The sequence below is a fragment of the Endothiovibrio diazotrophicus genome (assembly GCF_054657215.1).
In genome coordinates, this window is the sequence record NZ_BAAHXB010000144.1 from 1 (window position 1) to 13,554 (window position 13,554).

The window sequence follows — 13,554 nt, forward strand, 5'->3', positions numbered from 1 at the left end:
CGCCGCCGGGCGGAGTGGCTCGGCGTTCCAAAACAGGAAGTTATTCTTTCGCGGGCCCCAATAAGAACCCCTTAAGTTTCGGCGACTACCGTACCCCCGTGTTCCCTTTTCCAAAGAGGCCGCGGGATGATGCCGTTCGCCAATCTGCGGATCCGCCACCGGATTCATCTGCTGGTCGCGCTGATGTCGCTGCTGCTGGTGGCCAGCGGCGCGGTCGGGCTGTTCGGCATGGCGCGGGGCAACGAGCGCCTGCTCGACTCGCTCAACGACCGGGCGGCGCGGGAGATGCTCGCCGCGATCGATCACCGCATCATGGACAGCCGGATCCACGTCGGCATGGCCCGCCTGCACCCCGATGCCGCGAACATGGCGGCGCAGGGACGGACGGTGGCGGAGAACGTGGCCGCGCTGCTGCAGGTCGAACACCGCTTCGCCACCGCCGACCCCGACCTGGAACCCGACGAGCAGGCAGTGGTGCAGCGTTACGCCGATGCCGTCGAACGCTTCGTCAGCGCGGTGTTGCAGCCCACCCGCGAGGCGTTGGAGCGCGGCGACGCGGCGGCCGTCGAGGCGCTGTGGGACGACACCGCGGCGGGCGGATACAACCGCAGCTATGCGGTGGTGAAGGCCGCCTCCAAGGAGTTGCTGGCCTTTCTGCGCCAGCTCGCCGAGCGGGAGTACGCCGTCGCCGAAGAGGAGTACCGCGCCATCCGCGACGTCTCGGTGGCGGCGATCGCCCTGGCGGTGCTGTTGGCGGGCTTCGCCGGCCGCCTGCTGGTGCGCGACATCAGTCGCCCGCTGGAGCGCGCTGCCGGGCACTTCGAACGGATGGCCGAGGGGGATCTCTCCGGTGAGATCGTGGTGGAACGTGCCGATGAGATCGGCGCCATGCTCGACGCCGGGCGACGCATGAGCGAGCGGTTGCGGGCGACCGTCGGCGAGGTGGGCGGGGCGATCGCCCAACTCGGCGACGCGGTGACGCGGCTCGACCGGGTGAGCGCGGCGGGCCTCGACGCGGTGGCCCGCCAGCGCCGCCAGAGCGGCGAGGTGCGCGACAGCATGGCGCGCATGACGGGCTCGGTGCGCGAGGTGGTGGAGAACGCCCGCGCCGCCGCCGACGGCGCCGCCGGTGCGGAGGAGCGGACGCGCAACGGCCGTCAGGTGGTGGATGGGGCGGTGGACTCGATCCACCAGCTGGCCGACGAGGTGCAGGCGGCGGCGGGGGTGATCGTGCGCCTGGCCGAGGAGAGCGGCGAGATCGTCACCATCGTCGACGTGATCAACGGCATCGCCGAGCAGACCAACCTGCTGGCGCTCAACGCCGCCATCGAGGCGGCGCGCGCCGGCGAGCAGGGACGCGGTTTCGCGGTGGTCGCCGACGAGGTGCGCACCCTGGCCACCCGTACCCAGCAATCGACCCGCGAGATCCAGGCGCTGGTGGAGCGGTTGCGTGCCGGCGCCGCCGAGTCCGCGGCGGTGATGGCGCGGGGGCGCGAGCGGGCCGAGGAGAGCGTGCGGCGCACCGCCGAGGTGAACGGCGCGCTCACCGCCATCACCGAGGCGGTGGCCTCGATCAACCGCCTCAACGGCGACATCCGCGCCGCCGCCGAGGGGCAGCACCGGCTGGCCGGGGACGTCGACGGCAATCTGATGGCCATCGCCGAGGTGGTGGCCGAGTCCGAGCGGGACGCCCGCGGGATCAGCGACGCCGGCGGCGAGCTCTCCACGCTGGCGACGCGCCTCTCCGGGCTGGTCGGGCAGTTCCGTCTGTGATCGGCGGCGGCGTCCGGGGCGGGCCGGCGATCAGGGTCGCCGGGCGATCAGCTGGGCGACGTTGCGCAGTCCGGCGTCGAGGTCGCCGATCCGCCCCTCCTCGTGGAGATCGAGCCCGCCTCGGCGGGCCGCCGCCGCCAGCTTCTCCACCGCGACCGGCGACCGATCCCACGCCTCGACCGCCAGCCCCCGCGCGGCGAGCAGCAGGGCGTTCGCGCCCAGTCCGCACGCCAGATCCAGGGCGCTCCCGCTTCGCGGGACCAGATGGAGATGGTCGCACAGCACTTCCGCCGCCCGCGCCGACGCCACCTCCCGTTCCCGGTACCGGTCGTCCCATTTATCCCGGTCTGTCGGTTTCATTCGCGCTTAGGGCAGCGGCACCTGCACGCCATCGACGCAGCCGGGAGCCGGCGGGCAGACCTCGCCGTCGGGACCGACCCCCCCCTTGCCGGGGCGGCACTGGGTGTTGATGTAGGCGGTCAGGTCGTCGGCCTCGGTGCCGGTGAGCATACCGCCGCTGGTGTAGGGCATGTTCCCCTGGAGGAAGTTGGCGAGCATCGACACCTGCCCCTTGACCGGCGCGGCGGCCAGGCCGGCGCAGGCGTTGAACGAGTCGGGCCCCCACAGCGCGGGTCGGAAGTAGGTGTCGTGCTCGTAGCGCCCCTGGCCGGCATTGTTGTGGCAGAAGGCGCACTTCTGGGTGTAGATGGCGCGGCCGCGCGCGGCGTCGCCGAACCCCTCCAGACTGCCGGCGAAACCGGAGATGTCGGTGGGCTCGAAGTGGGTCTTGTGGTACTCGCGGGTGAGCCACTCCATGTAGGTGGTCAGTCCCACCATCACCGGGTTGCGGTCGCACGCCGCGGGACCGTCGGCGGTGGAGCAGAGCGGGTAGCCGTTCATGCTGCGCTCGAAGCAGCCGTTGATCCGCTCCTGCAGGGTGGTGCCTGAGGTGGTTGGATAGCGCCGCTCGACGTCGACCCACCAGGAGGCGGCGGGGTTGCCGCCGGCGTTGAGGTGGCAGCTCTCGCAGTGCAGGCGGTTACCGACGTTGCGCGTGCCGACCACCTCGTAGGTGCGGGTGGTCACCTGATAGCCGAGCTGGATCTCATCCCAGTGCTTGTGCTCCCACTCGTCGCGCGGCTTCTCGGGCAGCGGGCCGACGATGTCGTCGCTGCACGAGCCGGAGGCCTCGACGTTGACGCAGCGGGCGCCGGGGGGCGTCGGCTTGGCATTGTTGAGGGTGAAGCTGAAGTCGGCGCTGACGTACTTCTGCGGGTTGAGGGTGCGCGACATCACGTGGCAGCCCATGCAGCTGGAGGTGTTCTGCGAGAAGCTCTCCATGGTGGTGTTGCCGAGCAGCTCCGGATGCACCGCGAAGGCGGTCTTCACCGGCTCCTTGCTGCCGTCGATGGGCCACTGGGTGCCGACCAGCTCGTAGTAGCGGAGGAAGGAGTCGAGCAGCTTGGGGTCGTTCTGCACGTCGTGGTTGAGCAGTGCCAGGTTGTCCGCCGCCAGATCGGTGCGGGCGCAGTTGGGCGCCTGGTCGGGCACCGGGATCACCCGGGTGAGCTGGTTGGGGATGTGGTCGGCGGTCTGCACGTTCTGCGGGCAGCGCTCCGGCCGGCAGTCGGGGTCGTTGAGCGGTTCCACCGCCGGGTGGATACGGGTGGTGTTGTCCACCTGCTCGAAGGTGGACCAGATCCACTGCGGCGCGGCGGCGGTGCGGGTCATGATGTGGAAGCCGGCGAGCCCCATCTTCTCCACCGCGCAGTCGACCGGATCGCCGTTGCCGTCGTCGTCGCAGACGCAGGCATCGCGGGTGAGGAAGTATTCGGCGTCGTCGCCGTCCACCTCGCGCCAGGCGGCCTTCACCAGTTGGCTGCCCAGCGGGAAGTCGATCTTCTCCGCCTTGGCCTGGACCCGGCCGTCGTAGAGGCGGTGCTCGCGGATGTAGTGGAAGAGCGGTTGGTTGAGGCGGATCTCGTAGCGCACCAGCCGCCCCTGCTGGTCCTTCAGGTCGGCCTTCAGGGTGGCGTCGGCGGGCAGTGCCTGCAGGGTCTGGTCGACCACGTCGCTCACCTTGGCGGTGCGCATCAGCCACTTGCCGTGGGCGTTCCCGCAGGCGGCGGGCATCGGCTGGGGCTCGTTCCACGGGGCGGGGCGGGCGCCGTCAGGGAGGTAGACCTCGTAGCCCTCCTTCCAGGTCTCCCACACCCGCGGCCCCTTGGCGGTGACCGGTTTGCCGGCGGCGGGCCGGCCGCGATGTTCGCGGGAGGCGGGCCAGTTGAGGGCGATGAACTGCTGCCAGGAGAAGAGGTCGCTGGCCCGCTGCACGGTGTTGTAGTTCTCCTGGCCCAGCGCCCCCTCCACCTCGTCGGGGATCAGGCAGCTCACCTGCGGCGGTTGCAGGCCCTGGTAGCAGCTGGCCTCGTCGGTGAGCCGGATCGCCGCGGCGGGGTTGTCGCAGCGGGCCGGTTCGGCGGTGGCGGTGAGGGTGGTGCCGGCGAGGACGGCGGCGAGGAGCAGCGCGAAAGGACGGGGCATGCGGTGGTCTTCCCTGGTTGATGGCCAATGTGAGCCATTCTAACCAGCGCCCGCCGCCGGGTCGGTAAAATCGGAATCAAACGGCGGGGTAGGGATAAAGGGAATACCCCGGCTGCCGATTCCAAGATTCATCCATAGTCCGACAGGCTCCTAGGGGTTCACCCGGGGTTGTCCACTCCCGGACCCGCCCCATACTCCTTAAACGAGTCACCGGAAAATCAATACGAAGCCGCCCATGAACATCTCGCAGAAGATCGCCGTCGGCCTCGCCGGCATGACCCTCGCCCTGCTCTTCTCCAGTGGCGCCGGGTACCTCTCCGCCTCCCGCCTCAGCGACTCGGTGCGCTACCTGATGGGCCCGGCCTGGGATACCGCTGATGGGGCGATGGAGACCACCATCGGCGTGCAGCACCAGATCATCCTCCTCGACGGCATGCGTGCCGCCGCCCTCGGCGGCGAGTATCGGTTGCCGGAGGGGGTCGGCGAGGCCGAGGGCAACGTGCGCCAGGCCTTCGGCCGGTTGATCGCCGCCGGCCAGGTCCCCGCCGCCGACGCCCAACGGATCCAGCAGGCGATGGGTGCCTTCGACCGGGCCAAGCAGGGGCTGACCGACGCGGCCCGGGGTTACGTCTCCGCCTTCCAAGCGATGAAGGCGAACGCCCGTCTCTTCGTCGACTTCATGGTCGAGGTGGAGGCGGTGGGCGACCGCGCCATCGAAGAGCTGGCCGCCAACCCCGAGGCGGTGCTCGACTGGAACCAACTGGCCCCCCGCTGGAGCGCCGCCGACGGCTCGATGGAGTCGCGCATTGCCCTGCTCGGACGGCTGCACAGCTACCAGTCCCTGGTCGACGGCGAGATGGGCCTCGACGAGGTGCGCGCCGCCCTGGCCCGCGAAGGGGGCGAGCTGGACGACAGCCTCGCCGAGGTGGAGGCGCTGCCGGCCTTCGCCCAGCCGGTGGCGAACGGCCCCTTCAGCGGCCGCCCCTACCGCGAGGTGCTGGAGGAGCTGCGCCTGGAGCACCACCGCACCCTCGACGCCGCCCTCGCCGCCTACCTCGCCTTCACCGCCGCCGGCGACGGCTTCAACGAGGTCACCCGCACCCTGCTCGACGGGCTGGAGAAGCTGGAGGTGGTCACCGACGCCGCCGTCGAGGGCGAAGAGGAGAACGTCTCCGCGGCGGAGAACTACGTCATCGTGCTGATCGGCTCATCGCTGCTCCTCGGCCTGGCGGTGGCCGCCTTCTCGCTGCTCTTCTCCCGCCGTTCCATATCCGCCCCGCTGCGCGAGGTGGCCGCCCGTCTCGACGACATCGGCCAGGGGGAGGGCAATCTGGCGGTGGAGCTGCCGGTGAAGGGCGACGACGAGATCGCCCGGATCGCCGGCGGCTTCAACCGCTTCGTCGGCAAGATCCGCACCACCGTGGTGGAGGTGAGCGGCGCCACCGAGCGGCTGAGCGCCGCGGCGGGCCAGCTCTCCGCGGTCACCGAGCGGACCAGCGCCAACCTGGTGAGCCAGCAGAACGAGACCGACCAGGTGGCGACCGCCATGAACCAGATGAGCAGCACGGTGCGCGAGGTGGCCAACAGCGCCTCCAGCGCCGCCGGCTCCGCCGAGGAGGCCCACGGCGCCAGCGTCGACGGACGCCAGGTGGTGAAGCGCACCATCGACACCATCAACGGTCTGGCCGGCGAGGTGGAGCAGGCCGCCGAGGTGATCCACCAACTGGAGAGCGACAGCGAGAACATCGGCACCGTCCTCGACGTGATCCGCGGCATCGCCGAACAGACCAACCTGCTGGCGCTCAACGCCGCGATCGAGGCGGCGCGGGCCGGCGAGCAGGGGCGCGGTTTCGCGGTGGTCGCCGACGAGGTGCGCACGCTGGCCTCGCGCACCCAGGAGTCCACCGCCGAGATCCAGCAGATGATCGAGAAGCTCCAGGCCGGCTCGCGCAACGCGGTGGCGGCGATGAACGGCGGTCGCGAGCGGGCCGAAGAGGGGGTGCGTCAGGTGGGCGAGGCGGGTGCCGCGCTGGAGCGGATCGCCGGCGCGGTCGATGCGATCAACGACCTCAACGCCCAGATCGCCTCCGCCGCCGAGGAGCAGAGCGCGGTGGCCGACGAGATGAACCGCAACATCGTGCGGATCAACAAACTGGCCGACGAGAACGGCCACGGCGCCCGCGAGACCGCCACCGCCAGCCAGGAGCTGGCCAACCTCGCCGCCGCCCTCAAGGGGCTGGTCGGCCAGTTCCGTACCTGAGTACCGGCTCGGCGCTCGTGGGAAACGCGGAGAACGCAGAGACGCGGAGTTCGCAGAGAAGGGCGTGAGGGCAACGAACCGCGAAGCGGGTTCGCCGCCCCATTTCTTCTTCTCCGCGTCCTCTGCGTCTCTGCGTCCTCCGCGTTACTCATCCGCCGCCAGATCGAGCACCCGCAGGAGCCAGGCGCGGATGTGCTCGATCTCCTGGGGATGGACCGAGTGGTCCATCGGATATTCGTGGAACTCGCACCCCATCCCCCACCCCTCCAACTGCTCCGCGGTGTGGCGACCGGCCTGCGGCGGGATCACCGGGTCGAACTCGCCGTGAGCGACGAAGCAGGGGGTCTCCTGCCCCTCCTCGCGCCGCTCCTGCACCGCCTTCGCCCGCAGCGGCAGATAGGTGGAGAGCGCCATCACTCCGCCCAGCCGCGCCGGGTGGCGCAGCCCGGCGTGGAGCGCCACCGCACCGCCCTGGGAGAAGCCCGCCAGCACGACCCGCTCCTCCGCCACCCCGCGCGCCACCTCACGCGCCACCAGCGCCTCCAGCCGTGCGGCCGAGGCGCGGATCCCCGCCTCGTCCTCGCCGCCGGAGAGGTCCAGCGAATAGAGGTCGTACCACGCGCGCATCACGTAGCCGTTGTTGAGGGTCACCGGCATCTCCGGCGCGTGGGGGAAGAGGAAGCGGATCGCCGCCGTCGGCGGCAGCCGCAGCTGCGGCACGATGCCGGCGAAGTCGTGACCGTCGGCGCCCAGGCCGTGGAGCCAGATCACCGCGGCGTCGGCGGCGGAAGGCGGTTCGATCTCGATGCAGGGGAGCAGGGGTTCGGTCATGGCATGCCAGAAAAAAAGAGGGATATTGGTTTTGCTGCGTTAACTCCCTGAATGCGAAGTAGGAGCCAACTCCAACGAGACCCGACATGTCCGGCTCGAGGATTCTTGCAACGAATGGATTCAACGGCCCATGTTTCGAAGAATTCAAAGTTTTCCCGGAATCCGTTGACGGAAGTGTTGGAAAAGCGGGGCGTATCCCGCAAATCGGGTGAAAAAAGCTAGCTCAGGCGACGCGGTACTCGCGAAGCTAAGTTACAACGCCGCAATCATTACGAAGTAACCCGCCGACGCGAGCAAATAGCCCGTTCCAATCAACAAGTGTGCTAGCTCGTACATCGGAGTATCTCCAACCAATTGATGACACACTCACTCGACAGCCAAGCGAAGTGACGCGGGTGAGAGGGCGGCCGTGTTAGGGCCTGAGAGTTACTAGCTCTCCGGGTTTGATTGCGTGTCCAACGGATCAGTGGAAGCACTCTAGCTCATGGAAATGTCGCCTGAACTAGCACGGTACTTTCTACCTGAATAGATATGCGGAAACAAGTCGGGTAGCGACCGCCGCCTCTGTCTCGAACTGCATCGATGTGCCGATACGCCCTTAGTCCCCGGCATTCGCGGAGAGGGAAATTGCAGGGTCAGCCCGAGTTGGGCCGGCGTTCCGGTTCGTGGAAGCGGATGTGGAAGCGGCTGCCGCCGTCGCGTCCGATTCGTAGCTCGCCGCCGAGCTGCCGCTCCACCAGGTTGGTGACCAGGCGCAGGCCGAGGGTGGCGCTCTCGCCCACCGCCAGCTCCTCCGGCAGTCCGCACCCGTCGTCGGCCACCACCAGCTCGATCGCCCCATCGCCGGCGCGCCTCAGGGCGATCCGCAACACCCCCGCCCGCCCCCCCGGGTAGGCGTGCTCGAAGGCGTTGGTAATCAGCTCGTTGGTCACCAAGCCGCAGTAGACCGCGGTGTCCAGTTCCAGCTCCACCGGCTCCAGCTCGAAGCGGATCTCCACCCGCTCGGCCAGGGCGCCGCTGGAGCGGGCGATCGCCGCGGTGAGGCTGCGCAGGTACTCGGCGAAATCGAGGCGGGAGAACTGTTCGGTGCGATAGAGCTTCTCGTGGACCAGCGCCATCGAGCGTACCCGGTCGCGACTCTCGCGCAGCGCCTGGCAGGTGTGCGGGTCGTCGATGCCGTCGGCCTGCATGTTGAGCAGGCTGGAGATCACCTGCATGTTGTTCTTCACCCGGTGGTGGATCTCGCGCAGCAGCACCTCCTTCTCGCGCAGCGAACGGGAGAGTTCGCCGACCATCGCGTCCACCGAGCCGGCGAGACGCCCCAGCTCGTCGTCGGCGGCCGCGGCGATCGCCCGCACCTCCCGCTCCCCCTCGGCGTCACCCATCCTTCCGACCGCCCGGTCGAGCCGCTCCAGGCGGCTGAGCAGGGAGCGCTTGAGCAGCAGCGCGATGGTCACCGCGAACAGCGCCAGCGCCGCGAAAAGCAGTGCGGAGAGCATCTCCAGGGTGATCCGTCCCTGCGCGTAGACCGCCTGTTGGGGCTCCACCCGGATCAGGTAGGCGGGGTTGCCGTCGACGTCGAGTAGCCGGCCGTAGCCGACCATCTCACCGCCGCGCCGGCTGATCAACTCCGGGAGGCGGGTGAGCTCCTTGATCTCCCCGGCGCTCAGCTCTTCGGCCGCGCGGTTCCAGTCGAACAGCGCGAACTTTCCCTGCAGCAGTTCCTGCCACTGCTTGAGCAGGGCCGGATCGATCAGCCGCGCCATCACCATCGCCCCGCGATTGGGCCCCTCGTTGGCGCTGGAGAGGATGGGTGAGGCACCGAACATCAGGGCGCCGTGGGAAGTACTCACCAGCCCGCTGAGCGACTCCTCGTTCTCCGCGGCGGTGAAGTTGCGCGCCACCAGCGCTTCAGTGGCGCGGCGGGCGAGCGTCTCGCCGACCATCGGCGCGCGGGTGGTGGCGGCGGCGACCAGCGGCTGGTCGGCGTTGTCGAGGATCAGGATCAGGTCGGTCTCGGTCGCCTGATTGATGTCGGGGGTGATGTTGGAGTCGACGAACGCCTGGTTGTGATCGGCGACGAAGGTGTAAGCGTCGTCCCACTCGCCCCAGTCGGTGGCGAGCACGCCGAGGGTGCGCTGCTGGTGGGCGACCAGCTCGACCACCCGGCGCACGTGGAGCCGCGCCAGCTCGCCGGCGAGCCGGTCGAAGTCGTTGCCGAGCAGGTAGGCGAAGAGCAGGAACAGCGGCCCCAGGACCCCCGCCAGGGTGACGGCCAGCACCAACCAGATCTTTTTGCGGAGATTCATCGATGGGCCTTAGGGAACGGTCGTTTGCCAGGTGAGAAATTTCCCTGGCCAAGCATACCCAATAACCGACCGTTTCGTCCCGAGTTTGGGAACCCCTAGACTTTGAATCGGGTCACCAGATCATTGAGTCGGGTCGCCATCTCCGCCAACTGTTCGCTCGCCTCGGCCGTCTGGCGCGCGCCGAGCGCGGTTTGACGGTTCTCCTCGCTGATCGCGGTGATGCTGCGGTTGATCTCCTCCGCCACCGCCGCCTGCTCCTCGGTGGCGCTGGCGCTCTGCAAGTTCATGTCGTTGATGCGCACGGTCGCCGCATCGATGTTGCGCAGCGCGCCGCCGGCCTCGTTGGCGTGCTCCACCGCCGTCGCCGACAGCTCGGCGCTGCGCGTCATGGTGGCGGCGGCGCGGCGGGTCGCCTCCTGCAGTGAGAGAATCATCGCCTCGATGTCGGCGGTGGAGTCCTGGGTGCGCGAGGCCAGCGTGCGCACCTCGTCGGCGACCACCGCGAAACCGCGCCCCTGATCGCCGGCGCGGGCCGCCTCGATGGCGGCGTTGAGGGCAAGCAAGTTGGTCTGCTCGGCAATGCCGCGGATCACCTCGAGGACGCTGCCGATCTCGCCGCTATTGCGCTCCACCTCGGCCATCACCCCGGCGGCCTGGCCGACGTGGCTGGCGAGCTCCTCGATCACCGCGATGGAACCACCCACCACCGTCACCCCGTGGCGGTTCTCGACCTCTGCCTCGCGCGCCGCCTCGGCGGCCCCGGCGGCGTTGCGCGCCACCTCCTGCACGGTGGCCGCCATCTCGGTGACGGCGGCGGCGACCTCGTCGGCACGCCGCTGCTGGCGGTCGACGCTGGCGCTGGTCTGGCGGGTGATCACCGAGGTCTCCTCGGCCGCCGCGGAAAGGTCGTGGCTGGTGTGGCCGATCTCCGCGACCATCTCGCGCAGGTGGCGGCTCATCCGTGCCATGGCGGCGTAGACTCCGCTGCACCCCGCCGGGTCGCCCAGATCCACGGAGAGGTCGCCGTCGGCGATCCGCTCGCTGATCGCACGCATCTCCTCCGGCTCGCCGCCGAGCGGCCTCATGATGCCGTTGCGGATGCGCAGCGCGACCAGCACGATCAGCGCCAACGCCACCGCCAGCGTCACCGCCACCAGCTTCAGCAGGGTGCTCACCGGGGCCATCGCCTCCGCCTCGTCGATCTCCGCCAGCAGCGCCCAGCGCACCCCGTCCAGCTCCACCGGGGCGTAGGCGGAGAGCACCGGGTTGCCGTTGTAGTCGGTGATCAGCCGGGTGCCGCTGCGTCCGGCGAGCGCCTCGGCGGTCGCCTCGGTATCCACCCCGTTGCGTTCCACGCTGCCGGCGAAGGAGGCGGCCACGCTGTGGCCGGTGGGGTCGAGGAAGGAGTCCGAGCGCATCCGCCGGTCGGGGCCCACCAGATAGGACTCGCCGCTCTCGCCCATCCCGTCGCGCAGCCCCATGATCCGGTTGACCGGCTCCAGCGGCAGCTGCAGCGCCACCACCAGCTCGACCCGCCCGTCGTGGACCACCGGCTGGGCGATGAAGGCGGCCGGGGCGCCGTTGCTCGGGGCGTAGGGGGCGAAGTCGGCGAAGCCGAAGCGCCGCTCCCCGATCACCGTCTTCACCAGGGCGCCGAAGTTGCTGTCGGCGTAGGGGCCGTCGAGCAGGTTGCTATGGTAGTCGGCCTCCTTGGCCGCGGTGTAGAAGACGTAACCGTCGGGGTTGATCAGGAACAGGTCGTAGTAGCCGTACTGCTCGATGTACTTGCGGTAGAACTCCTCGCCGGCGAGCCGGGGACTGAACGCCTCGGCGACGTCCACCTCGGCGAGGATCGCCCAGCGCAAGCCCCCCACCTCCAGCGGCGACCAGGCGGAGAGCACCGGGTTGCCGTTGTAGTCGATGACCACCCGGGTGTCGCTGCCGCCAGCGAGCGCCTCGCGCGCCGCCACGGTTTCCACCCGGCCCTGTGCGGGGTCGCGGAATGAGGACTCCACGCTGTGGTGGGCGGGGTCGAGGAAGGAGTCGGAGCGCATCAGGCCGTCGCTGCCCACCAGGTAGGTCTCACCGGTCTCGCCGAGCCCGGCGCGCTCGCCCATGATGGCGTTGAGGTGGTCGATCGGGAACTGGAAGATCGCCACCCCGAGGCGGTGCTCGCCGTCGAAGATCGGGGTGGCGACGAAGCCCGCCGGCGCCTCGTAGGAGGGGAGGTAGCGGGCGAAGTCGACCATCACCACCTCGCCGGGGGCGGCTTGGTCGGCGCGCCGGAAGGCCTCGCCCAGGTTGCTTTCGGCGTAGGGGCCATCGCGCAGCGAGGTGGCGAAGTCGAGCTCCTTGAACACGGTGTAGGCCACCTCGCCGCTACCGCTCTTCACCAGGAAGATGTCGTAGTAGCCGAACGCCTCCAGGTAGTCGCGGATGCGCGGGTGGAAACGCCGGTGCAGCGCGCTGTAGGGAGAGCCGTCGGCGGCGTCGTCGAGGCGCTGTTTCTCCCCCAGCGGATAGGGGCTGGCGCCGATATAGCGGCTCTGCAGGGCGAGGGCCGCGGGGCCGAGGGCGTCGAGCGGCGCGCGCCAGTCGGGCGGGCTGCCGTTGACCTCGGCGTAGTGCTCGGCGAACGGGCCGCCGTAATAGGCGGCGAGCCCCGCGCGCAGCTGTTCCGCCGCATCGGGGGTGGCGGCGGTCTCCTCGCCCAGCGCGGAATACGCCTCGCCCAGCCGCGCCATCGCCTCCACCACCATGCCGTTGCCGGCGAAGGTGCGGGACTGGGCGATCACCGTATTGAGGTAGCGGCCGACCGCCGCCCGCTTCACCTCGCGCACCGCGGTGAGCTTGCTGAAGGCCTCGCCGCGCAGCGTGCCCACCACGTCGATCAGCGCCCCCATGTCGCCCTGCCGGTCGGCGAAGTAGCGCTCCAGTTGCGCCTGCTTGATCCCGCGCACCGACTCCAGGCGCTCGAAGGCCTGGTGCTTCAGGGCATCGGTGGCGTTCCAGGTGGCGATGGCGGTGATGACCGCGGCGGGGATCGAGCCGACCAGCAAGAAGGCAATCAGCAGCCGTCCACCCAAGCCAATCCGTTGATTTGAATCGCTCATCCAGCCCCCTCCTATTGCCTGTGTATTCGCGACATATGTAACGAAATTGATTAAAACACAAAGAAAGTAACCAGCTTTCACAATAATGTCACATCGGAATTCGACGCGTCGTTCGCCGCGGCGCTGGAGAGCGTCGAGGCGCTGACCGGCGACCGCTTTGCCACCGACTTCGATTGGGGGCGCTTCGAATGGCTGATCGAGGGCGCGGGGTTGCGCCTGGATGAAGTGGTGGGATTGCGCGTCCCGTGGATGGCCCATGCGAGGCGCGCCTTGATTTTGCGCCGGGGCGCTCCTCCGCCATCGTTGCCGGTCATGGAGCAGACTTACGACCTCCCCGCAGCGCATCGGCCCCACCGAGACGATCCTCTACAAGCCGCGCTGGGGCGCCTTCTACCGCACCTCCCTGGAGAGTCACCTGCGCGGCCTCGACGTCTCCACCCTGGTCTTCTCCGGCTGCAACTTCCCCAACTGCCCGCGCACCTCGATCTACCAGGCGAGCGAGCGTGATTTCCGGGGGGGGGGGGGGGGGGGCCGCTCCCCCCCCCGCCCCCAAGGGGGGTGGCCCCGAGGACCCGGGGGGGTACGGCTCCCCCCTGCCCTATTCCCCCCCGACGCTCGCCGCTCGGAGCGCGCCCCCCCCGCCCCAAACGGCCCCTTCCCCCAAACGCCAGCTCCCCGAAGCCCGCACCCGAGACGATCCCAAACACTGGGCGGTGCCCCGGCC

The 13,554-nt window shown here is 69.5% G+C and carries 9 protein-coding genes; 3 read left to right on the forward strand and 6 right to left on the reverse strand.

Annotation, left to right across the window (positions count from 1 at the left end; translation table 11 throughout):
* The first annotated feature begins 126 nt into the window (after window positions 1-126).
* Complete coding sequence (locus tag ACYQ2W_RS23250; RefSeq protein WP_459872844.1) at window positions 127-1,773, forward strand: methyl-accepting chemotaxis protein; 1,647 nt, start codon at window positions 127-129, stop codon at window positions 1,771-1,773.
* A gap of 30 nt (window positions 1,774-1,803) precedes the next feature.
* Here the strand turns inward: ACYQ2W_RS23250 and ACYQ2W_RS23255 are convergent, their stop codons facing one another.
* Window positions 1,804-2,133: a hypothetical protein gene (locus ACYQ2W_RS23255; RefSeq protein ID WP_459872846.1), complete on the reverse strand. Its 330-nt coding sequence runs from the start codon at window positions 2,131-2,133 to the stop codon at window positions 1,804-1,806.
* 6 nt (window positions 2,134-2,139) lie between these two features.
* Window positions 2,140-4,317, reverse strand: coding sequence for a c-type cytochrome (locus tag ACYQ2W_RS23260; protein WP_459872848.1), 2,178 nt, complete (start codon window positions 4,315-4,317; stop codon window positions 2,140-2,142).
* 235 nt (window positions 4,318-4,552) lie between these two features.
* Here ACYQ2W_RS23260 and ACYQ2W_RS23265 point away from each other — a divergent pair, with 235 nt between their 5' ends.
* Window positions 4,553-6,577 (forward strand): methyl-accepting chemotaxis protein, encoded by a 2,025-nt coding sequence (locus ACYQ2W_RS23265; RefSeq protein WP_459872850.1) that lies wholly within the window; start codon window positions 4,553-4,555, stop codon window positions 6,575-6,577.
* Window positions 6,578-6,721: 144 nt separating this feature from the next.
* Here ACYQ2W_RS23265 and ACYQ2W_RS23270 read toward each other — a convergent pair whose 3' ends face one another.
* The 4 genes from ACYQ2W_RS23270 to ACYQ2W_RS23285 all read right to left on the reverse strand — a co-directional run bounded on the left by ACYQ2W_RS23270 (window position 6,722) and on the right by ACYQ2W_RS23285 (window position 13,144).
* The gene (locus tag ACYQ2W_RS23270; protein WP_459872852.1) at window positions 6,722-7,408 is read right to left on the reverse strand and encodes an alpha/beta hydrolase; all 687 of its coding nucleotides are present in this window, start codon (window positions 7,406-7,408) and stop codon (window positions 6,722-6,724) included.
* A gap of 635 nt (window positions 7,409-8,043) precedes the next feature.
* A complete protein-coding gene (locus ACYQ2W_RS23275; protein WP_459872854.1) occupies window positions 8,044-9,717 on the reverse strand; it encodes a sensor histidine kinase in 1,674 nt (557 codons plus the stop codon).
* 95 nt (window positions 9,718-9,812) lie between these two features.
* Window positions 9,813-12,830, reverse strand: a complete 3,018-nt coding sequence (locus tag ACYQ2W_RS23280) for a methyl-accepting chemotaxis protein (RefSeq protein WP_459872856.1) — start codon at window positions 12,828-12,830, stop codon at window positions 9,813-9,815.
* Between the two features lie 77 nt (window positions 12,831-12,907).
* Window positions 12,908-13,144 carry a hypothetical protein gene (locus ACYQ2W_RS23285; protein WP_459872858.1) on the reverse strand — a complete coding sequence of 79 codons (237 nt, stop codon included), beginning with the start codon at window positions 13,142-13,144 and terminating at the stop codon, window positions 12,908-12,910.
* A gap of 47 nt (window positions 13,145-13,191) precedes the next feature.
* On the opposite strand from ACYQ2W_RS23285, the gene ACYQ2W_RS23290 reads away from it, so the two are divergent.
* The coding region (locus ACYQ2W_RS23290) for a hypothetical protein (protein WP_459872860.1) at window positions 13,192-13,554 on the forward strand (363 nt) is incomplete at its 3' end.